The sequence below is a fragment of the Nonlabens antarcticus genome, assembly GCF_015356755.1.
Taxonomy (GTDB): domain Bacteria; phylum Bacteroidota; class Bacteroidia; order Flavobacteriales; family Flavobacteriaceae; genus Nonlabens; species Nonlabens antarcticus.
Genome location: NZ_JADFCO010000066.1, coordinates 573,484 through 596,076, shown reverse-complemented (window position 1 = coordinate 596,076; position 22,593 = coordinate 573,484). Strand labels below are relative to the sequence as shown.

Here is a 22,593-nt window from a genome sequence, read left to right as displayed (position 1 = left end):
GCTAAAAACATAAAATTGTATTGACACAGGTTAAGATTAAAAGTAATTATTTCCAGATTTTACTCAAACCTGCAATTCTATTTTTTATGTTTTTCCCAATAGGAGCCGGTGGGATGGTAATGTTGATAAACGAATTTCAGCGCTCTAATCAACCGCTAGATTAAACATTTTATCAATCATTTTTAGGCTGTTTTCTTTTAGTTATTGTCTGTTTTCAAGTACTTTATAAACAACTCAAAATAGCTCCTTCAATACGTTTTTCTTCAAACTCATTTGAAATTGGAAAAAGACGTTTCAAATGGGATGATCTACAAAATGTTCAGTTAACTGGAAAATATCACTATCAATATGCAGGCCGGTATAACGTTAAAGAGCTACAATTTAAAGAAGGGCTTTCCTTAAAACTACAAAAAGGAGAAACTATAAACCTCTTCAATCACGTCTACAGAGATCTTTATTTATTCAAGCAACAATTATCAAAACTTTTCCTTGGTCATAAAGAGCGGCGTTTAATGTCGCGTGATAGTAAGGACTGTATCTATAGGTTCAATCAATTATTTAAATTGCGTGGATGGATTACTTGGGGCATTGTAGCCTATCTGCTCATTAATAATTTTACTTTATCTAATTCAATTAATAGCAATGGTAAATTTTTCATCATAGGTTTATGTACTGTTATAGTATACGTTCAATCTAGGTCCATGTATTATTTCCAAATAGCAAATCATCATTTAATTATTAGAAACGAAAATTTCTTTTGGTTTGAAACTAAAATTGACTTGAATGATATTTTAGCAATTGTTTTAGATAAAAATGTAATGCTCATTGATATACTAAAATCGAGAAACTTAAGGATAATTCTTAATGATTACGAAGAACTGAGGATGGGTGCAGATCTATTGAGAAAAAGAAATTGGCAAGAATTGAAAACCGATTTTGAAAAAATGGGAATTACAGTTCGTGATGAATTCTAAATATGACTGCTGATTACCGCATAACATTTATGAAAATGTTGATCAACTGAAAGCCCGTTATTCAATTCTTCACTCATTTGAATTCTTTATTTGTATTTTTTATCAAGCGTTTTTACTAATGTGCCTTATATGTATTTTGATTCATCAAATTCTCCGGCGGAAAATCCCTAAATTCATAGAGTTTTATTTTTGAGAAAATATTTAGGAACAGCTAATAAATGACTTGTATATCAATTGATTTAGAATCCCGAAATTGTCGTTCGATAAAACGACTAAAGTTATAGTATTACATATTAAACACCTAATAAACAGTACGTTGAATTTTAAAACTTGCTTTATAGATTTATTATTTAAGAGTATATTTACATGTTTTATCAACTCATTACATCACCAACTAACTTTCTCTGCTTAAATGTCAAAAGATTTAACTGCTTCCTCAGAATCCATTCACATTCCTATGATATTTGAAGGTGGATTAATGGGAGAAGCCATTAGGAATAAAGACTGGAAAGCTACCGTAATGGGTGATATAAAACAATGGTCACCACAGCTTATTACCATATTAAATACCATAATATCTTCGAAATTCCCTTACATTTTATTTTGGGGAGATGAAAACCGGTGCTTTATTAATGATGCATACCTACCTTCATTAGGATTAGAGTTTGAAATCGATAGATTACTAGGTGTTCCCGCGCATATTTTCTGGGAAGGTGATGTGTGGGATAAAGTTGCAGGTCCGGAAATCGCAAAAATAAAAAATGGCTCGCAAGCTAATTGGAGTAGCGATGAATTAATCCCCATTGTTAGAAATGGCAGGATAGAAGATGTTTACTGGACGTATAGTTACAGTCCTGTACGTGATAAATTAGGTAATATAGGTGGAGCACTGGTTACTGTAATGGAAACCACTGATAAAGTGAAAAACTTTTCAGCTCTTGAAGAGAGTAGAAATCAACTGCACTTTGCAATGGAAGCTGCAAATATTGCAACTTGGGAATGGCGGCCTAAAGAAAATATATTATACGGTAATGATCGATTGAAAAAATGGTTCAATCAAGAAGGTACACAATCGCTAGATATAGAAAATTTTTTAGCTACAATTATTGATTCAGACAAGTCTAGAGTTAAAGAAGCTATGACTTATGCTTTAGACCCTGACACGTCACCTAAATACGATATCATTTACAACATAGTAAATGAACCTGGAAAAGATAGAGTTGTGCGTGCACAGGGTATGGTTTACTTTGATGAAAACCGTATAGCTACAAGGTTTAATGGAGTGATTCAAGACATCACAAAACAGTACGAGATTGAAGTCGAGCAAAAAAAACTTACTTCCTTATTTCAATACAGTAGTGAGCTTATTCTTCTTACCAATCAAAAAGGGATTATAACGGGATATAATCCTGCAGCTGAAAAATATTTAGGAGATATTGTTAGTAATGAAACAAACATATTGAGCTGTCTTCACCTAGCTGATAAAAGCGAAGCCAGAGAGATATTGAGAGAATTGTCTTCTGGCCGTGAATTATCCATGGAATTAAGGTTCATTAATAATATAGACCTAACGGCGCAATGGATGCTGACTAATTTCTCGCAAATCATAGAAGAATCCACAGGCAAGATCATAGCTTTTGCCGTGACTGGTTCTAACATAGACGCGATAAAAGAAAAAGAGCATTTACTAGAGAAAATAAATGCAAGTCTCATGGAAAGTGAGAGCAGGTTCAAACGATTAGCTAACAATACTCCAGCATTCATAGTCATGACGGACGTGTCAGGCAAATTGACGTTTGTAAATGAACACTGGCTTGCTTTCTTGAATACCACTAAAAAAGAACTTTTCGGAAGTACTTTGGATCAATATTTACATCCTCAAGATTTAATTATTTATAAAAAGACCTACGAGAAAGCAATAAAAACCTCTAGTGAATTTAATCTTGAGTATAGAATAAAGGATAAGAATGGCATGTACAACTGGATCTCAAGTGTAGGAGTACCTCGATATGATGTAGATGGAAAATTTGATGGGTATACAAATGCCGCTATGAACATTAACGAACTCAAGATCCAAGAGCGACAAAAAGATCTTTTTATAGGCATGGCAAGTCATGAACTTAATACCCCAGTCACTTCTATAAAGGGTTATGTACAGCTTTTAAATATGAAATATGGAAAAGGCGATGATCTTTTTTTAAGTAAAACGCTCCATACAATTGATTCACAAATCAGCTTATTGACTGGACTTATCAGAGATCTTCTGGATTTATCAAAAATGAAATCTGGCGGTTTGAAGTTGGATAAAACAACTTTCGAGTTTAAGCCCTTCCTTCATGATGTGTTAGAGCAACAGGAAATCATTAACCCTGATCACACCTATAAACTAACAGGAAAACTTAAGGTAAACGTCAAAGCAGATAAGGAACGACTTAGACAAGTGCTAATTAATTTCCTAAGCAATGCTGTAAAATATGCTCCTGAGTCTAAATCGATCGACGTTGCTGTAGAAATTGAAAATAAAACGCTTACAGTAAGCGTGACAGATTATGGTATCGGCATAAATAAGTCTAACGAAAAGAAGGTCTTCAAAAGATTTTTCAGAGAAGAAGGCAGCGACGAAAAGACATTTCCAGGTTTTGGTATAGGTCTTTTTATCGCTGCAGATATCATTAAAAAGCACCGTGGTAAAATAGGTGTGAAAAGTGCAAAGGGAAAAGGCTCTACCTTCTATTTTTCCTTACCATCAATAATTAATTAAACATGAAGAATAAAGTACCTAAAATATTAATCGTTGAGGATTCAGAAAATATTCTTGAAATGCTCGAACTGATGTTTGAAATACAAGGCTGGGAATCTGCCAAACTTAAAAATCTCAATGACTTTGTTGACCATGTCGCGTCAATAGCACCAGATATAATTTTAATGGATATGCTATTGTCCGGCGCTAACGGCTGTGATGCGTGCCGAACTTTGAAAAGCGACGATGCTTATAAAGAAATCCCTATCATCATGATGTCAGCGCACCCGGAGGCTAGAACTGAAACTACAAATGCAGGTGCAGACTTTTTTCTAGATAAACCATTTGAAATTAATGATCTGATTTCTAAAATTGAAACAGCCATCGAGATGATTCCCTAAAGTTTCCATTTCCCATCCATTTCAATATTGTTTCAAACAAAATCTCACATTTGTTTTTGAGAATTGATCTATTCTGGAAGAGTTGCTAGAAAACGAATTATGCTAAGGACAGAAGAGATCAAACAATTCAAACGCAATTAGCTTCAGTCCTGTAATCGATTCTTTACTGTAAATAATTTTTATTGTAAAATGAAACAAAAAGTTAGGCCTAGTTTGCAGGTTGAATTTTTAAGTTTTTTTCAATTGCTTTAATTCAACCTTCTAGAATGTAGTTCATTAAATTAATCCCATTTCATTTTTTGCAACCTGACTGCATTTAAGATGGCTAGCATTGCAACGCCTACATCTGCAAATACAGCTTCCCACATGGTGGCAAGTCCTCCAGCACCTAGGATTAGAACAATAATTTTTACCCCAAAGGCAAATGCTATATTTTGCCATACGATGCGTCTCGTAGAACGACCGATTTTGATTGCTTGAGCAATTTTTGAAGGCTGATCGTTTTGGATTATAATGTCTGCTGTCTCAATAGTCACATCACTTCCTAAACCACCCATAGCTATCCCCACATTACTTGTGGCTATAACCGGAGCATCGTTAATGCCATCTCCTATGAAAGCAACCGTAACTCCTATTTGTTCTTTTAATTTTTCAACTTCCTTAAGTTTATCTTCTGGTAACAATCCTCCTTTTGCCCAATCGATTCCTAATTCTTTAGCTACTTGCTGTGTAATGGAATCTTTATCTCCAGAAAGCATGATTATTTTAGAAATTCCAGAATCACGTATTGCTTTTATCGCTTCATGCGCGTCTTCCTTCAATTCATCTGCGATAGTAACATAACCAGCAAAACTACCCTCAATGGCGACCATAACGATGGACTCTACAATAGAATCGGTTTCAGCGGGCACCGTGATTTGATTCGAGGTCATCAATGCTTTGTTTCCTACCAGTACAATCTTTCCATTTACAGATCCCTTCAACCCCTTTCCGGCAATTTCAGATACATCTGTAGCCTTGAACTCTGATCCCTCAGTCCTGTATTCCATAATGGCTCTCGCGATGGGATGCGTGGACTGCTCTTCCATGGCCATGATGTATTTCATGAATTCCGCTTTCGCGAAAGCGGAAATATTTTCAATCTTCTTTATCTTAAAAACTCCTTTTGTCACCGTACCAGTTTTATCCATCACCACGGTATTTACCTTAGTCATCGCATCCAGGAATGACGCTCCTTTAAAAAGGATGCCATTACGTGAAGCTGCACCCAATCCACCAAAATACCCCAGTGGAATGGATATCACTAAAGCACAAGGGCAAGAAATGACCAAGAAAATTAATGCGCGGTACAACCAATCGCTGAAAATGTAATCTTCTACAAATAAATAAGGAACAAACGTGAGTCCTATCGCGAGAAAGACCACAATAGGCGTATAAATACGTGCAAATTTTCTAATGAACAGTTCTGTTTTAGATTTTCTTGCGGTGGCATTTTGTACCATATCTAAAATGCGTGCGATGGAACTGTCCTTAAATTCTTTAGTAGTTTCTATCTCTATAACACCATCAAGGTTAATACTTCCCGCATAAACTGCTGCTCCTTTTTGCACGGTATCTGGTTTACTTTCACCTGTCAATGCAGCGGTATTGAACGATCCTTTATCAGAAAGCAGGATACCATCCAGCGGTACCTTCTCTCCTACTCTTACCTGTATTTTTTCTCCTATCTCTACAGACTCAGGATTAACTGATGTATAATCACCATCTCGAGAGACGATGGCCTCGTTAGGGCGTACATCTAGCAAGGCTTTGATATTACCTTTTGCCCTATTAACTGCGGCTTGCTGGAAAAGTTCACCTACGGCATAAAATAACATTACCGCAACGCCTTCAGGATATTCACCTATGGCAAATGCTCCTAAAGTTGCAATAGACATCAATAAAAATTCAGTGAAAAAATCACCTTTTTTAATGCTGTTCCAACCTTCTGTTAAAACAGGAAAACCTACGGGAACGTAAGCCACTACATACCACACAATCCTCACCCATTTATCAAAAAAGGGAACGTCAAAATAATCTAAAGTAATTCCCACAATCAACAACACAAAACTGAAAATTGCTGGTATGTAGGTTTTAAATTTCGATGTACTTTCTGGACTGCTATGATTGTGACCATCATCGTGGCTGTGCTCGCCCGCATGTTGATCCAGATCTATATCTTTAAGGTTTGCCTTCTTCTTGCTCATTTAATTTATATCCAAGTTAATTTCTCTTATTTTCATTTATGCCAATAAACGCAGACATATTTAAGTCCTATTCAGGTCGTTAAATACCTTTCAAATATTATTTATTGGACATATTGTCACTTAATTAAATAAGTGGTTTTTTGACTCATTTACAAAAACAGAACTATGCTTTTTAAGTCAGTAGTCCAATTTACACGAAAAATAGATGCAACTATAGTGCATTTTTTCCAGTACACTTCTTGCATATTCCAGTAATCACAAGGTTCACATCCTCCGCTATATAACCGGTAGGAAGATTTATGTGTGGGATTTTATGCTCTGTCAAGCAAATCGTCTCATCGCAGTTTGTGCAATGAAAGTGCAAGTGTAAGTCCTGATCTATCTCACAATTGCATCCATTTTCACATAAAGCATATTTGGCGATTCCTGTTCCATCGTCTATCTGATGTGCAATTCCGTTTTCTTCAAATGTTTTTAAGGTGCGGTATAATGTGGTGCGTTCCGCTTTCGCGAAAGCGGTCTCCATATCACTTAAAGTCACGGCTATATTTTTGTTTGCCATATACTTATAAATCAAAATGCGCATCGCTGTGGGACGAACATCATGATTCATCAAGATCTCTTCAATATCAGTCATTTTTAAACCGTATTAATGGCTATGTCCTGCATCACCCTTCTTCATTTCGGCCATTAAGTAGTATGCGTTATTCATAGCAAATTGAACATTGTCCTCATACTCTTCTAGGAAAGTTACTGGGATCCATTCACCGTCCTTAGTACCTCTTGTAACTTCCATAGGTTTGAAACTCCAGTCCTCGCCCTCTGGATCTGCTCTAAAAACAAAAGCTTTGTCACCATCAACGGCAATAGCGCCTTCAGGAAAAGCAATTACCCTATTTTCATCTGTCAGAATACGGCCTTGTATATACATTCCTGGTATCAAATTCCCTTCTTTATTATCGATTTCCGCGTGGACATGTAACGCTTTAGGTCCTTCTTCAAAAGTCTTGCTGATGGAGTAGATTTTTGCCGTTAATTCTTTTCCTTTCAAGGATTGGATATTAAAATTCACCTTCTGTCCCACACTTATTTTATAGACATCTTTTTCATAAACCATAAGATCTGCATGCACATGATGCGTGTTGACAATATTCATCAAGTCTGACTGCGGCTCCACATATTGACCCATTCTAACATTTACTTTCTGCACAAATCCTTCAATAGGACTGCGCAGCGCCACACGTTGATAAATGGTTCCTTTTCTCACTCCAGCTGCGTTGATATTCAATTGTAATAATTGTGCTTCCATACCATTTACCATTGCAAGGGAGGCCGTGTATTCTGCATCTGCGCTTTGGTAATTTGCGCCACTCCCTACACCAGCATCATATAAAGTTTTTTGCCTATCAAAGGATTTTTTAAGCAGTTGACTGTTGCTATATGCATTTAGATAAGCCGTTTGTCTTTCTATAATATTAGGATGCGAGATGTAAGCAACACTTTGTCCTTTTTTAACAGCATCGCCTTCTATGACTTCAATGGAAACCACGTTTGCCCCTACCGCTGTGGTAATAGTAGCCTCATTTTGAGGAGGCACTTCCAGTTGGCCATTAGCCTCTACATACCCACTTATATTGCGGGTTTGTACCGTGTCAATATTCATTTGCAATGCATCAAACTGTCGTTGTGTTAACATGGCTTCTACCACGGTAACACCGGTTGATTCTTCATTATTTTCTTCTGATACCTCTGACCCCTCTGATTTTGAGTCGGTGCAGGCTGTAGTAACTATAAGGATTGCCATAAGCCACATCCATTTCACTGTATTTAATTTCTTCATTTTTATTGTGTATAATATTCCAATTGGAATTGTGCGTTTAAATAATTATCGAGTGCTTCCAGCGCATTCATTTCTGTTGTTATCGCATCGCGGATTAACTGTGTAAATGCTGAATAATCAACAGCTCCTTCCCGGTAAGCGAGAAGGGCACCTTGACGCTGTTCAAGGGCGAGTGGCAGGGATTCAGTTTTATAGAATCGCCAGGTTTCTCGCCATTTTTCAAAAGATTGAACTGCTTGAAGGTATTGAGATTGTATTTGTCGTTCTTTAAAATCAGCTTCAGATTTTGCTATTTTATTTTCAATTTCCGCAGCTTTTACCATGCTGCGATCTGGACCTGAAAGTAGCGGTATGGTAATACCTGCCTGATAACTATAAAAACCGCTACTGCCATTCACTCTCTGGATTCCTCCTTGTAAATTAAATTTAGGCAGTAAGTTGTTTTTTGCAACATCATAGTTTGCTTCAGCTGCATCTATTCGCTTTCGCGAAAGCAACAATTCAGGATGTCCAATAACTAAATCATTCAAAGCCTTAGGAACTACATCGGGTTCATAATCATTTGGCACAGTCCTAAATAATTCTGAACCCAACCAAAGATTAAGTTTTTGCAAGGCGATGGCATAATCACTTTGCGCTTGCTGGTACTTATTCTCAATTTGCAATGCCTGATTTTTAGCAGATGCGTACTCCAAACGTGAGATAGCTTCCACCTCCAGGTTTAGTTCCACAGCTTTTGCAAATTGCGCATATGTGGAATCCAATTCCCTGTAAAGATTCATCTTTCGTTTGCTCTGAAAAGCGTTAGACCAAGCTGTTTTAACTTCTTGAACGACCTGGATTTCTGATAAATCATAGGCCGCAATGGCAAGTGCAACATTTTGTTGTTGCAATCTTTTTCTAGCACCTAGCCCAAACAGATCGATATCTTGTTGACCTATGCCTATCAACGTATATATTCCTCTATCGTCAGAAATCTCCTCACCACCGGTAAAAACCTTGGTTGTACCTAGATCAGCTGTATTTTTATTCAAAGCATATTGACGGTCAATTTCTAGCCTTCCCCTTTGCAGTAAAGGATAGTTGCGCATTGCTAGTGAAACCGAGCTATCTATAGATATTTCAGGAAAGGCTTCTAGAGCATTTATACCTTGATCGATTGTTGTCTCATTCTTCACAGATCCCGTTTGCGCATTAACTACATAGGGCAGTGCAAAAAGTAAACAAATACCAGCGATAGCCGTAACATAGTTGGGATTCAATTTCATCTTTCGTTCTGATCTTTTCTCTACCCATTGATAGAATATAGGGAGAATGAATAGCGTCAATAATGTGGAGGTTAGCAATCCACCTATAACAACTGTGGCTAGTGGTCGCTGCACCTCCGCTCCAGCAGATGCTGAGATTGCCATGGGTAAGAATCCTAGAATATCCGTTAGCGCTGTTAGCATAATAGGTCGTATTCTGCGTTTTGTACCTTGGAAAATCCGGTCTTTTAAATTAGTAACTCCTTCTTCTTTCAGCTCGTTCAAACCACTAATCATCACCAGCCCATTCAATACTGCAACTCCAAAAAGAACAATAAATCCTACTCCAGCAGAGATACTAAAAGGCATATCCCGCAGCCATAATGCAAAAACTCCACCTATGGTAGCCATAGGGATTGCGAGGTAAATCATAATGGTTTGAGGCAATGATTTGAGCGCAAAATAAATGAGGATAAAAATCAATAGCAAGGCGATGGGAACGACTGTTTTTAATCGATTGCTAGCTCTTTCGAGATTTTCAAAAGCACCACCATAACGAATAAAATATCCTGGTGGCAATTCAAATTCTGCATCCAGCTTTGCTTGAATATCTTCCACAACAGATTTTACATCTCGATCCCTTATGTTAATTCCCACATAAGTTCTACGGTTTGTGTTATCCCGACTTATTTGCATAGGCCCTGGTTCGTAAGAGATAGAAGCCACTTCTCTAAGCGGGATCTGCTCTCCAGAAGGAAGGTTGATAAATAAGTTTTGAATATCGTCAATACCAGCCCGATTCTCTTCCTTGAGTCGCACGACCAAGTCAAAACGCCTCTCTCCCTCAAAAATAACACCTGCTTTACCACCTGCAAAGGCAGCCTGGACTACACTATTAAGCTCATTAATTTGTAAGCCATATTGTGCCAGTTTGTTTCTGTTATAATTAATGGTGATCTGTGGCAAACCATCGATAGCTTCCACTTTCAAATCACCTACTCCTGGGATGGTAGAAATGAGTTTCCCCATTTCTTCTGCCTTACTTGCCAATATTTTAAGGTCTTCCCCAAACAGTTTGATCGCTACATCTTCCCTTACCCCAGTAATCAATTCATTAAATCGCATTTCTATGGGCTGGGTAAATTCAAAATTCACTCCCGGAACTATACTTACGGCTTCCTTCAATTTATCTACTAATTCATCCTTTGAATCAGCACTGGTCCATTCATCAGTAGGTTTCAAAATCACAAATACATCTGCAATGTCCATGGGCATAGGATCCGTTGGAACATCTGCAACACCTATGCGACTAATTACTGTAATTGCTTCTGGAAACTCAGCTTTAACAATTTGCTCAATTCTAGTAGTAGTTTCAATGGTTTCTGATAGCGAACTTCCTGGTTTTAAAATGGCATGAAAAGCTATGTCTCCTTCATCTAACTGTGGAATAAATTCACCTCCCATTCTAGAAAAGGCAAAAATAGCGACTAGGAATAGAGCTACTGCAATACCTACAATCACCTTCCCTTTTGAAAGAGATTTAGCAAGTAATGGCTCGTATTTTCGTTCTACCCATTGCACAAATTTGTCTCCGTAAGATCTCTTATTATTTTTCGGAACCCGCAAAAACAAAGCAGAAACCATAGGAACATAAGTAAGACAAAGAATCATTGCTCCTATCATTGCAAAAATAAATGTCAAAGCCATAGGCTGGAACATTTTACCCTCAACACCTTCTAATGCGAGTATAGGCAAGAATACAATCAAAATGATAAGCTGACCGAAAAAGGCGGCATTCATCATTTTCTTTGATGCTTTGGCAGCTACCTCATCATTTAACTTTGGATCATGCTTAGTAATATTAGCATCGTTTCCAGCAGCACTGGCTAAAGCTTTTTCATCACTTATTTTTTTCTTCTTTACGATATAGGAATACATCATAAAAACAGTAGCTTCAACAATAATCACCGAGCCATCCACAATAATCCCGAAGTCAATAGCTCCTAAACTCATCAAGTTTGCCCAGACGTCAAACGTGTACATTAGAATAAAAGCAAACAATAAGGACAATGGGATTGTAGATGCTACAATCAGACCACCGCGCCAGTTTCCTAGCAAGAGCACCAGTACAAAAATCACAATCAATCCACCTTCTAGCAAGTTGCCAGTAACGGTTCCAGTAGTTTCAGCAATCAACTCGCTACGGTCTAGAAAGGGAACAATAGTAACTCCATCAGGAAGCGATTTTTGAATTTGCTCAATACGATTTGTCACGTTATTTATTACCTCGTTGGAATTAGCTCCTTTAAGCATCAAAATCATACCGCCTACAGCTTCTCCCTTTCCATCTTTAGTCAGTGCTCCATAACGTACGGCACCACCTATATTTACAGAACCTACATCCTTAATTTTAATAGGAACACCATTATTGATTTTCACCACGGTATTCTCAATATCACTCACCGTTCTTGCCAGACCTTCACCGCGTATAAAATTTGCTTGATGATTGCGCTCGATGTAAGCACCACCAGTGTTCTGATTGTTATTTTCTAGTGCAGAAAATACATCAGAAATGGTAATTCCAATGGCTCGCAACTCACCTGGGTCAACCTCAACCTCATATTGTTTCTGTTGACCACCGAAGGCATTTACCTCAACAACTCCAGGAACCATTGCCATTTGACGGCGCACGATCCAGTCTTGCATGGAACGTAATTCTATCGCACTGTAGGTTCCTTGCATGGAATCGTCTACCTCCAGAGTGTATTGATAAATCTCACCTAAACCTGTAGAAATGGGACCCATTGAGGGCTCACCAAATCCCATGGGAATTTGATCTTGCACCTCGGTTAGTTTTTCTGCAACCAGTTGCCGTGGTAAGTAGGTACCGACCTCATCATCAAAAACAATAGTGACGACAGATAAACCAAATCTTGAAACGGAGCGGATTTCTTGAACATTAGGTAAATTACTCATCGCGACTTCCACCGGGTAAGTAACAAATTGTTCAATATCCTCCGTTCCTAGATTAGGGGATTGTGTGATGACTTGTACTTGATTATTTGTAATATCAGGCACGGCATCTATGGGAACTTGGGTCATACTCCATATTCCCGCAACCATCATTGCGAGTGTAAGTAGCCCAATAATAAATTTATTATTGATTGAAAAATCAATGATTTTATTAATCATGGATCAAGGCATTTATTCAGTTAAAAAAATAAGGGTTCGCTTTCGCGAAAGCGAAAATTGATTCAATATCACTAATATTAGAAATATTAAAACTGGATGTAATTATCCTAAGAAATCGAGTTTATACTCGTGGGGGTTGTAGTAGAGAATGAGAAATATCCTTTCCAATACTGTCAAAATGGAAGAAGCCTTTTTGCATTAAATCAGACTTAACTGGTTCAAAAGCCACTATTCCCACGTCTAAAGTGTGGACATGACAGCAATGACATTGACAGAAAGGGGTACAAAGATCTACTGCTGCGTGATCGTGATCAACAGTAGCATTCTGTGTAACTTCTAAAGAAGTGACCTGTGAATCAACGATGGCATCTTGACACGGAGCAAAGCCGAGTGACAAGAAATAAACCGATAATATGATTGCTAGGTATCTCACCATGCAAAGATAATAGAAGAAACCTGCAACTGTGTTGCAAACTCAGCAAAATATAACTGGATTCGATTAAATTTCACTCTTTTAAATGTCGTGGTTTCTAGACTTGTTGATTCTATGAGCATTATTTAGTTCAATGAATTTTAGTTACCGAAATGGTGAAATTCTTATTCTAAGAATATTAAAATAACGCATCATCTTTTTTAACTTTTATATGACACGGTAAAACTCTCCTTGAAAACCTGCCAATAATCTATTGAGCCGAATTAGAAATATTTTTAAAGCGCTATAGGCAATGATCATAGACTTTGAATTGTAGCAAATGACAATATTTAAATGGCTTGACATCGTTTATACTGATTTAAAATGCTCTATTCTAATATATTGTCAATTTTATAAAATGAACAAACTGCGATTTGTTAAATTATGATCAAGGTTCCCATTTACTTGTATTAACAATTAAATTTGTGAAAATTACTGACTCTTATCTAACAGCACTCAATTCTCCTTTTTAATGAAAAAAAGATATTTGATTTATTCCATTATTGCACTTGGAATTATTGCTCTAATTATTTACAGAATAATGGAGAATAAAAAAATAAACAATTCAGACAACGCTAGAAAAGCGCCGTCTGCAATGACGGTTCAAGGAGAGGTTTTAGAGACGAGAGTCTTCGAGGATAACCTGGTTCTTTCTGGCACATTAGAAGCTAATGAAGAGATTGATATTCGTTCAGAAATATCAGGAGTCGTTGAAAATATTAATTTTGAGGAAGGAGCGAAAGTTTCAAAAGGGCAGCTGTTATTAAGCGTGAATGATGTGGAGTTGCGAGCACAACTGTCTAAGGTAAAAACAGGTCAACAATTAGCTTCTGAAAATCAAAGACGTGCTAAACTCCTTCTTGAAAAGCAGGCTATAAGTCAGGAAGATTTTGATGTTTCCAATGCTAACTTTCAATCAGCAAAGGCGGAATCTGACCTAATTGCTGCACAATTATACAAGACTAAGGTGCGTGCGCCTTTTTCTGGAACTATAGGATTGCGTTCCATTTCAAAAGGAACTTATGTAACGCCAGCAACCCCTATAGCAAAACTGGTAAATACAAGCCAGCTCAAAATCACATTTTCCATACCTGGAAAATATGCTTCACAAATGAAAGTAGGGAATCCGCTGACTTTTAGCACATCAGATGCTGGTGAGGAATACAGTGCAACTATTTATGCTATTGAACCTCAAGTGGATATTGCTACCAGAACTTTAAAGGTGAGAGCCATTGCAGATAATAAAGAGGGAAAATTATATCCTGGAACATTTGCTAATGTGACGTTACCCTTACAAACGGTTAATGATGCCATTCTAGTTCCTACGGAATCACTGATACCTGTTCAAAACGGTAAAGTTATTTTTGTTTCAAAAGGAGGAAAAGCTCAGGAAGTAAAGGTAGAAACAGGAACCAGAACAGATCGCATGGTCCGAATCCTTTCAGGAATAAAAGCGGGTGATACTATTCTGACTTCAGGAGTAATGTCTTTGAAGAATGGTTCTCCTGTGAAAGTTGAATTGAATAAATCTGACAAGCAGTGAGTTTATCAACCTTAAGCATCAAGCGGCCTGTACTTACCATTGTAATGAACCTGGCCATACTATTGTTTGGAATTATAGGGTACACTTATCTAGGAGTTCGAGAATTCCCATCTATTGATCCAGCACAAATATCTGTAAGCACGAGCTACTCTGGTGCAAATTCAGATATTATTGAATCTCAAATTACAGAGCCGCTTGAGAAATCAATTAATGGCATCGATGGCATTAGGAACATAACCTCTTCTAGTAACCAGGGTTCCAGCAGGATCAATATTGAATTCAATCTTGATAAAGACCTTGAAGAAGCCGCCAATGACGTGCGGGACAAGGTTTCTCAGGCAGTACGAAGTCTACCAGAAGATCTAGATGCGCCACCTGTAGTTTCTAAGGCTGATGCAGATTCTAGGGCAATAATATCAATGACGGTCCAAAGTGATAACAGGAACATTCTTGAATTATCTGATTATGCGGACAACGTTCTTGCCCAACGACTGCAAACCATTCCTGGGGTGAGTAGCGTGCAAATCTGGGGACAGCGTAAATATGCCATGCGACTCTGGATTGATCCTATAAAACTGGCTTCTTATGGAGTGACGGTATCTGAGGTTCGTCAGGCATTATCAGCACAGAACGTAGAATTGCCCTCCGGTAAATTATCGGGAGCAAATACTGAGTTGACGGTAAAAACGATAGGGAACCTTTCCACGCAGGAAGAGTTCAATAATATCATCATTACCGCTGATGGTGAGAAAATCGTAAGATTCAGTGATGTAGGTAATGCCACACTGGAAGCAGAAAACATGGAAACTAAATTGAGTGATTCTGGTCAGCCCATGGTGGCTATGGCCATTGTTCCACAACCAGGCGCAAACTATGTTGCGATTGCTGATGCTTTCTATGAGGAGTTTGAAAAGTTGAAACAAGATCTTCCTGAAGATTTTAAAATCAACGTGGTTATAGATGACACACGCTTTGTCAAACGATCTATTGTTGAAGTTGTTGAGACACTAGCTATTTCCATTGTATTAGTGATTTTAGTGATTTTTTTATTTTTTAGAAATTGGTCCATTGCACTCAGGCCTTTGATTGACATACCCGTTTCCTTGATTGCGACCTTTTTTATAATGTGGATGTTCGGCTTTTCCATAAATGTTTTGACACTTCTTGCTATTGTTCTAGCAACCGGTCTGGTTGTAGATGACGGTATTGTAGTGACGGAAAATATTTATAAAAAGGTGGAAGAAGGTATGTCACCTATTGAAGCTGCCATCAAGGGGTCTAACGAAATTTTCTTTGCTGTTATTTCTATATCGATCACTTTGGCGGCTGTATTTCTACCCGTGATATTTCTAGAAGGGTTCGTAGGACGTTTGTTTAGGGAATTCGGTGTAGTAATTGCATCCGCTGTGCTTATCTCTGCATTTGTCTCGTTGTCCTTGACTCCTATGTTGAACGCATATTTAATGAAGCCCGGTAAACAAAAGCATTCTAAGTTTTACGAAGTGACTGAGCGATATTTTATGAAAATGAATGCTAAATACGCAAGTTCTCTTCGAACTTTTATGAAGAAGAAATGGTTGAGCTTTCCGATTTTAGTTGCCTGTCTTTTGATGATTGCATTATTTTTCAATCTTCTTAAAAAAGAAACTGCTCCCTACGATGATCGCAGTTATGTGCGCGTTAATGTATCTGCTCAAGAGGGAGCATCTTATGAATATATGGATCGCTTTATGACTGAAATTACAGAATTAATTAATGACTCTATTCCTGAAAAAAAGGTGAGCTTAATAATTACTTCTCCCGGTTATGGATCATCATCTGTAAATAGTGGTCGAGCAATTATCTCCCTAGTAGACCCAAGTGAACGGGAACGATCCCAAAAGGAAATTGCTGATGACCTTACTCGATGGACTAAGGATTTTGAAAACGCCCGTACCAGTGTTTCAGAAACACCAACAATCGCTGTAAATCGAAGAGGTGGAATGCCAATTCAATATATTATACAGGCTCAAAATTTTGAAAAGCTAGAGGAAAAGATTCCAGAATTCATGGCAGAAGCTGAAAAGAACCCAGTATTTGCAAATACAGATGTAGACTTGAAGTTCAACAAGCCTGAAATTTATGTTACCATTGACCGTGATAAGGCAAAGAGCTTAGGAGTTTCTGTTCTCGATGTAGCACAAACCTTACAGCTCTCACTAAGTGGACAGCGCTTTGGTTATTTCATGATGAATGGTAAGCAATATCAAGTCATTGGTCAATTTGATAAGAAGGATCGAGATGCTCCTATGGATTTAAAGTCGATGTATGTAAAAAATGACAAGGGGGATTTGATTCAAATGGACAACCTAGTATCTACAGAAGAACACAGCAGCCCACCTCAATTATATCATAACAATAGATATATGTCTGCGACGGTCTCTGCCAGTCTAGTTCCAGGAATGAGTATCAATGATGGAATAGATGCTATGGAGTCTATTAAAGAAAAAATTTTAGATGAAACCTTTACAACTGATCTAGGTGGAGAATCACGAGATTTTGTTGAAAGTAGCTCCAATACTTTATTTGCGTTCGGTCTAGCTCTGCTGCTAATATTCTTGATTTTAGCGGCACAGTTCGAGAGTTTCATCGATCCATTTGTAATTATTCTCACCGTACCTATGGCAGTTGCTGGAGCGCTATTCTCCTTATGGTTAACCGGTCAATCGTGGAATATTTTTAGCCAGATTGGGACCATTATGCTCATAGGTCTAGTTACCAAAAATGGAATTTTAATCGTAGAATTTGCTAATCAGTTGCGAGAGGAAGGAATGGCAAAATATGACGCGATTGTAAAAGCTTCAGAATCACGTTTACGTCCCATTTTAATGACTAGCTTAACCATTGCCTTAGGCGCACTCCCTATTGCATTATCACTAGGAGCAGCTTCTACCAGTCGCATCGGAATGGGTGTTGTTATTATAGGTGGAACCATTTTTTCCTTAATCCTAACCCTTTTTATAATCCCTTCCATTTATATGTTATGGTCGCGAGAAAAAAGCCATTCTGTGGAATTTGATAAAATAGAGCGCTATGATAAAGAGTAAATTTATTGCTTTGCTGTTGAGTTTAATGTTCGGGATGATTACTGTACAGACAACTGCTCAAGATTTACTTACTCTTGAGAATGCTCTTGAAATCGCATTAGAAAACAATTATGAGATTCGTTTGGCGAGCAAAGACTTGGAGATTGATGAAATGTCGGTAAGTCCTGGTTTTGCAGGAATGCTTCCAAGAGTATTTGCTTCTGCAGACACAGACAATAGAACACAGAACATCTCTCAAACTCGAAATGATGGAACTCAAATCGATTTAGATGGTGCTAAAAATAATAATCTAAGTTATGGAGTCGGTCTGGATTGGACCATATTTGATGGCTTTAGCATGTTTGCTAGGTATGATAAGCTTAAGGAGATGGAAAACCTAGGTAAAGCAGAATTGCAATTTACCGTTCTAGGTCGAGTGAGCGATGTTATGATCACTTATTATGATCTCGTGCAACAGCAGCAACAATTGTCTGCTTTAGATAGTACTCTGACGATTTCCCAGCAGCGCGTAGAACTTGCAGATAACCGTTTTAGCATCGGGAAAGTTTCAAAACTTGAGGTTTTAAATGCGCAAGTAGATTTAAATACAGATAGAACATTATTCGTAAGACAAAACGAACTGTATGCAAATACTAAAATCCGCCTCAATGAATTTATGGCCAGGAGTGTGACTATAGATTTTAAGGTGGAAAACGACATGTTGGTTCAACAAGATTTAGTGCTAGCTGATTTAGAAAAATTAGCCAAAGCACAAAATCCAGAACTTCAAGCGCAGCTTATTAAAAAACGTATTGCGGAATTAGAATTGAAAGATGTAAAAGGAAATCGATATCCTACTGTTACTGCAAATACTGGTTATAACTTCAGTGATTCTGAATCGAGCTTAGGATTTACAAAACAAAATAGCGCACAGGGTTGGAATTATGGCTTCAGCGCAAGCATCGATATTTTCAACGGGAACAATCAGAGCCGAAATGAAAAAATCGCAAAACTTCAATTAGAGAATACTGAAATAATCATTGAACAACAAACACAAATGATTATGTCACAGTTAGCATCTGCCTACCAAACTTATATAACGAATATCGGTTTAATAGAATTAGAAAGTGAGAATGAGGAAATCAATAAAGAGAATCTCGATATCACATTAGCAAAATATGACATAGGAACAATTCCTACGATTGAATTTAGGACAGCACAATTAAACTATATAAATGCCAGAGTGCGATTGAGCGAAGCAAAATACCAAGCAAAATTATCTGAAACAATTCTTAAGCAATTAACTGGAAGTTTGACTCTTTAGATACTTTTTGTTTTCTAGCTCTTTAAGATTTTGATTTCAGTTTAGATATTCAAAGCTAAGTTGATACTCTTAGTAAGCTTTAGCGAGGCAACAGTATAGATAAATGTCCATTTAGGAAAAGTTGTATAATAACTTCCTACTTTATTCTCATAGACATTTTAGTCTTTATCTTAATGGTACAGTTAAAAGTAAATTTATAAATACTTATGATATCCAAATATTTATAAGCTTCGATAAGAAATTTGTGGTACCATCGAAATGATTATCTAAGTTTAGCCGAATCTTTGATTTGTAAAAATCAGATTTACAATAAGTTATGAAAGTAAAAATCCCAACGACTTCATCATTGGGATAAATTACTATTAAACCTTTTAAAGGTTATAAATGTTTAATTAGCTATTTAGCATTAATCATCCAAGTTATGTCATATTGATCTGTACAACGACCATAGTATCCTCCCCAACTGGATTCCTGCATATTCTCATGAGTTGTACCACCTTTTGACAAGGAACTGAAAAGATCATCTGCCTCTTCCCTACTGTCTAAGTCAATACTCATACAAGTTGTATTTCCTTTATTAAGCGGCGTGTCGGGAGCCACATCGTAGCCCATAAAAAACACACCAGAAGCTTTTAATTCTACATGCTGAATTTTATCCCTGTAACTACCTGGAATATCTACAGATTTGTTTTCCCAAGTTTCTTTGTTTTGAAGTTGGCCAGAAAATAATTTTTTATAGAAGCTAAAAGCTTCCATACAGTTTCCGTTAAATGATAAATAAGGTTGAATTTTCATAGTTTAAATATTATAGTTAATTTGAATTCAGTAGAATTTACTGAATATCAGGATTTAAGAAGATTACACAGCTTGCTGTTGATTTTGAAACCATAAACAGCGCTGTAATAAATAACTCACTTAAGGTATTGTCATCGTTTTGAATACTTCTAAATCATATCTCTTTAAATATAAAGATAGTTACGATACCTTTAAACTTGAGTTTTGTTAATTGGTAAAATTTAAGTGTTTATTTCAAGACCAGATTATTTCATTTTCAATAAAATAAGCTCTTCTATTTATTAATAACAGATCAACTCATTTAGAAAATCATTTTTTCAAGCAGCCTAAATCTTTACTAATATGCGAACTGTTCTTAGATCTCTTTATAAATTGGTCCTAAAGAATCAATAAAGATCCACACCATGAAGTTTACAGATAATATAGGGAATAAGCTCAATGAGATTTTAGAAAAGAATAATGACGCTGTATCAGGTTACAAAGCTGCTAGAGAACAGGTGTCAGACAAACACCTGAGAGATTTTTTCGCAAGTCAAGTAGTAGAACGCAAGGATTTTGGAGAACAACTTGCCGCAGACTTAAAGAGCATGGGTGAAAAACCAGAAGCAGGCACTAGTATAGCTGGCGATACACATCGTTTGTGGATGAATATCAAATCAACTTTCTCCAGCAATAATGATAAAAGCGTTTTAACCGAAGCGATACGCGGAGAAAAGAATGCTATTGAAGAATATGATGAAATCCTAGACGCCGAGAATGTACCCACGTCTACCAAAGATATTATGAAGAAACATCGCAATAAAATTCAAAATGCCATTAATAATATGGAAGGACTAGAGCTAAGTTCAAATTAACAATACCATATTCATAGGTCTTAAGCTTGTTATTAATTATTTCATCAATCTAGTTAAGGGAATTAGAAAGGCCCAGATTTTAAAATCTGGGCCTTTCTATGTTTAATTCTTATTGATCCCGTAATCTAATAACAAAGGCTGGAAATATTAGTGTTGACAATTACCTTTGCTTTTGAAATTAAATAATAAGATTTTATTTTAATCCCAAGCATATGTCCAACACTCTGTGAATTGACTTCAGCTTCGTTATAATTCAAAATTTAAGTCCCATATGACAAATTTTATAGGCTTTTTTAAACTTCAAAATATCCGTCAATGAAGAAATCAATTTCTTTTCGCTTTAAGCGAAAGGTTTATAATCCCGTGCTTCATGTTGAATAGAGACCCATTGCAATCTTGTAAATTCTTCTAGAATAAACTCACCGTTGAACCGCCCTATTCCTGATCCTTTTTCACCGCCAAAAGGTACATTAGGCTCATCATTTACGGTTTGATCGTTAATGTGAATCATGCCGGTTTCCACCTTCCTCGCAAACGCTACTCCTTTCTCAATATCTCTAGTATGCAAGGCGCCACTGAGTCCGAAATCTTTGCTATTTGCTATTTTTAAGGCTTCCTCCTCATTTTTGAAACGAATCATCACCGCAACTGGACCGAAGATTTCATTTGCAGCAATGGGCATGTCATCGGTTACATGATCGATTACTATAGGATGCATCAAAGTACCTTCAATCTTACCGTCTAAAAGGATTTTAGCACCTGCTTTTACACTTTTATCAATATCTTCCTTGATGCGTCCTACTTGATCTACATCGATCAACGGTCCTATGGTAACTTTTTTGTCAGATGGATCACCTGCTTTTAGGGTTTTGGCCTTATTTACAAACTTTTCAACGAATTCATCAGCAATATCCTCTTGTAACACGATTCTATTTATGGACATACAAATCTGACCTTGATGCATGAATTTCCCAAACAAAGCAGCGTCCACAGCTTGATCGATATTTGCATCGCTCATTACTATAAACACATTATTACCACCCAATTCAAGAGCCACTTTTTTAAGAGCTTCTCCTGCAAGCTTCCCTATATTTTTACCTACGGGTGTTGATCCCGTAAAAGAAATTAATTGAGGAGTTTTGTGGGTCACAAAATAATCACCTATCTCCGACCCTTTTCCTATAACAACATTAAGAACCCCTTTAGGCAGTCCAGCCTCTTCAAACAAACGTGCAATTAATGTAGCGCCAGTCACTGGAGTTTGTGAGGCAGGTTTCAAAACAATAGTATTTCCTAATGCAATAGAAGTTGCAACAGAACGCATGGAAAGATGTAGCGGGAAATTCCAAGGACTTATGATACCCATTACACCTAACGGCCTGCGATAAACCCTATTTTCCTTTCCGGGAATTGTGGAGTTCATAATATATCCATGACTGCGTGATGGAAAAGAGGCAGCTTCTTTTATAATCGCCTGGCATATCTGAATTTCAACTTCAGCTTTTACATGTGTGCTTCCTGCTTCTTTAATAAGCCATTCTATGATTGCTTTTTTATTTTCAGAAATCAACCTACCTACTTTGCTAACAACTTCAGATCGGCGTTGTGGTAAGGAATTTGCCCAAGAGCTAGCCGCTTGGGCCGCAGCCTGGTATGCAGTATCTACATCATCTGTGGAAGCTCCTTGAATTTTCTGTAAAACCTCTTGATTAAAAGGATTATTATTTTCAATGATATCTTCATGATTACCTACCAACCATTTTCCATCTATATATTGTTTATCAAGATTATTCGTTAAGTCCATAATTGTTTATTTATAAATGTGATTATTTCTATTCTATTTATTTACAAGATTTTACCTTCTTTAAAATTAAAGTCTAGCATCTTGAATACTTATAAA

The 22,593-nt window shown here is 37.0% G+C and carries 14 protein-coding genes; 7 read left to right on the top strand and 7 right to left on the bottom strand.

Translation table 11 applies throughout. The annotated features are described in order from the left end of the window. The first annotated feature begins 701 nt into the window (after positions 1-701). The 3 genes from IQ282_RS13685 to IQ282_RS13675 all read left to right on the top strand — a co-directional run bounded on the left by IQ282_RS13685 (position 702) and on the right by IQ282_RS13675 (position 4,115). Positions 702-974 carry a hypothetical protein gene (locus tag IQ282_RS13685; RefSeq protein ID WP_194852433.1) on the top strand — a complete coding sequence of 91 codons (273 nt, stop codon included), beginning with the start codon at positions 702-704 and terminating at the stop codon, positions 972-974. A gap of 412 nt (positions 975-1,386) precedes the next feature. Continuing rightward, positions 1,387-3,735 carry a PAS domain-containing sensor histidine kinase gene (locus tag IQ282_RS13680; protein WP_194852432.1) on the top strand — a complete coding sequence of 783 codons (2,349 nt, stop codon included), beginning with the start codon at positions 1,387-1,389 and terminating at the stop codon, positions 3,733-3,735. 2 nt (positions 3,736-3,737) lie between these two features. Continuing rightward, positions 3,738-4,115 (top strand): response regulator, encoded by a 378-nt coding sequence (locus IQ282_RS13675; protein WP_194852431.1) that lies wholly within the window; start codon positions 3,738-3,740, stop codon positions 4,113-4,115. A 281-nt stretch (positions 4,116-4,396) separates the two neighbouring features. Here IQ282_RS13675 and IQ282_RS13670 read toward each other — a convergent pair whose 3' ends face one another. From IQ282_RS13670 to IQ282_RS13650, 5 genes are all read right to left on the bottom strand, one after another. Beyond that, entirely contained in the window at positions 4,397-6,361 is a 1,965-nt protein-coding gene (locus IQ282_RS13670) for a heavy metal translocating P-type ATPase (protein ID WP_194852430.1), read from the bottom strand. 211 nt (positions 6,362-6,572) lie between these two features. After that, positions 6,573-6,998, bottom strand: a complete 426-nt coding sequence (locus IQ282_RS13665) for a Fur family transcriptional regulator (RefSeq protein WP_194852429.1) — start codon at positions 6,996-6,998, stop codon at positions 6,573-6,575. Between the two features lie 12 nt (positions 6,999-7,010). After that, complete coding sequence (locus IQ282_RS13660) at positions 7,011-8,201, bottom strand: efflux RND transporter periplasmic adaptor subunit (RefSeq protein WP_194852428.1); 1,191 nt, start codon at positions 8,199-8,201, stop codon at positions 7,011-7,013. Between the two features lie 2 nt (positions 8,202-8,203). After that, positions 8,204-12,640, bottom strand: a complete 4,437-nt coding sequence (locus tag IQ282_RS13655; protein ID WP_194852427.1) for a CusA/CzcA family heavy metal efflux RND transporter — start codon at positions 12,638-12,640, stop codon at positions 8,204-8,206. A 121-nt stretch (positions 12,641-12,761) separates the two neighbouring features. Further along, positions 12,762-13,076 (bottom strand): DUF6660 family protein, encoded by a 315-nt coding sequence (locus tag IQ282_RS13650; RefSeq protein WP_228547339.1) that lies wholly within the window; start codon positions 13,074-13,076, stop codon positions 12,762-12,764. A gap of 508 nt (positions 13,077-13,584) precedes the next feature. Between IQ282_RS13650 and IQ282_RS13645 the strand changes: the two genes are divergently transcribed. From IQ282_RS13645 to IQ282_RS13635, 3 genes are read left to right on the top strand one after another with little or no spacing between them, the layout of a single operon-like run. Next, positions 13,585-14,655: an efflux RND transporter periplasmic adaptor subunit gene (locus IQ282_RS13645; RefSeq protein WP_194852426.1), complete on the top strand. Its 1,071-nt coding sequence runs from the start codon at positions 13,585-13,587 to the stop codon at positions 14,653-14,655. Then, a complete protein-coding gene (locus IQ282_RS13640; protein ID WP_194852425.1) occupies positions 14,652-17,741 on the top strand; it encodes an efflux RND transporter permease subunit in 3,090 nt (1,029 codons plus the stop codon). Before IQ282_RS13645 ends, IQ282_RS13640 begins: the two co-directional genes overlap by 4 nt. Continuing rightward, a complete protein-coding gene (locus IQ282_RS13635; protein ID WP_194852424.1) occupies positions 17,728-19,044 on the top strand; it encodes a TolC family protein in 1,317 nt (438 codons plus the stop codon). Before IQ282_RS13640 ends, IQ282_RS13635 begins: the two co-directional genes overlap by 14 nt. A 396-nt stretch (positions 19,045-19,440) precedes the next feature. Here IQ282_RS13635 and IQ282_RS13630 read toward each other — a convergent pair whose 3' ends face one another. Beyond that, a complete protein-coding gene (locus IQ282_RS13630) occupies positions 19,441-19,839 on the bottom strand; it encodes a VOC family protein (protein ID WP_194852423.1) in 399 nt (132 codons plus the stop codon). Positions 19,840-20,243: 404 nt separating this feature from the next. Between IQ282_RS13630 and IQ282_RS13625 the strand changes: the two genes are divergently transcribed. Then, entirely contained in the window at positions 20,244-20,693 is a 450-nt protein-coding gene (locus IQ282_RS13625; RefSeq protein WP_194852422.1) for a ferritin-like domain-containing protein, read from the top strand. A 340-nt stretch (positions 20,694-21,033) separates the two neighbouring features. Here the strand turns inward: IQ282_RS13625 and IQ282_RS13620 are convergent, their stop codons facing one another. Further along, the gene (locus IQ282_RS13620) at positions 21,034-22,497 is read right to left on the bottom strand and encodes an aldehyde dehydrogenase family protein (protein WP_194852421.1); all 1,464 of its coding nucleotides are present in this window, start codon (positions 22,495-22,497) and stop codon (positions 21,034-21,036) included. Between the last annotated feature and the right edge of the window lie 96 nt (positions 22,498-22,593).

Bases quoted from the DNA above. Each gene is read 5' to 3' on its own strand.
- IQ282_RS13650 (WP_228547339.1), bottom strand. From the start codon at position 13,076: ATGGTGAGATACCTAGCAATCATATTATCGGTTTATTTCTTGTCACTC.
- IQ282_RS13660 (WP_194852428.1), bottom strand. From the start codon at position 8,201: ATGAAGAAATTAAATACAGTGAAATGGATGTGGCTTATGGCAATCCTT.
- IQ282_RS13645 (WP_194852426.1), top strand. From the start codon at position 13,585: ATGAAAAAAAGATATTTGATTTATTCCATTATTGCACTTGGAATTATT.
- IQ282_RS13665 (WP_194852429.1), bottom strand. From the start codon at position 6,998: ATGACTGATATTGAAGAGATCTTGATGAATCATGATGTTCGTCCCACA.
- IQ282_RS13655 (WP_194852427.1), bottom strand. From the start codon at position 12,640: ATGATTAATAAAATCATTGATTTTTCAATCAATAATAAATTTATTATT.
- IQ282_RS13635 (WP_194852424.1), top strand. From the start codon at position 17,728: ATGATAAAGAGTAAATTTATTGCTTTGCTGTTGAGTTTAATGTTCGGG.
- IQ282_RS13620 (WP_194852421.1), bottom strand. From the start codon at position 22,497: ATGGACTTAACGAATAATCTTGATAAACAATATATAGATGGAAAATGG.
- IQ282_RS13685 (WP_194852433.1), top strand. From the start codon at position 702: ATGTATTATTTCCAAATAGCAAATCATCATTTAATTATTAGAAACGAA.
- IQ282_RS13625 (WP_194852422.1), top strand. From the start codon at position 20,244: ATGAAGTTTACAGATAATATAGGGAATAAGCTCAATGAGATTTTAGAA.
- IQ282_RS13680 (WP_194852432.1), top strand. From the start codon at position 1,387: ATGTCAAAAGATTTAACTGCTTCCTCAGAATCCATTCACATTCCTATG.
- IQ282_RS13675 (WP_194852431.1), top strand. From the start codon at position 3,738: ATGAAGAATAAAGTACCTAAAATATTAATCGTTGAGGATTCAGAAAAT.
- IQ282_RS13670 (WP_194852430.1), bottom strand. From the start codon at position 6,361: ATGAGCAAGAAGAAGGCAAACCTTAAAGATATAGATCTGGATCAACAT.
- IQ282_RS13630 (WP_194852423.1), bottom strand. From the start codon at position 19,839: ATGAAAATTCAACCTTATTTATCATTTAACGGAAACTGTATGGAAGCT.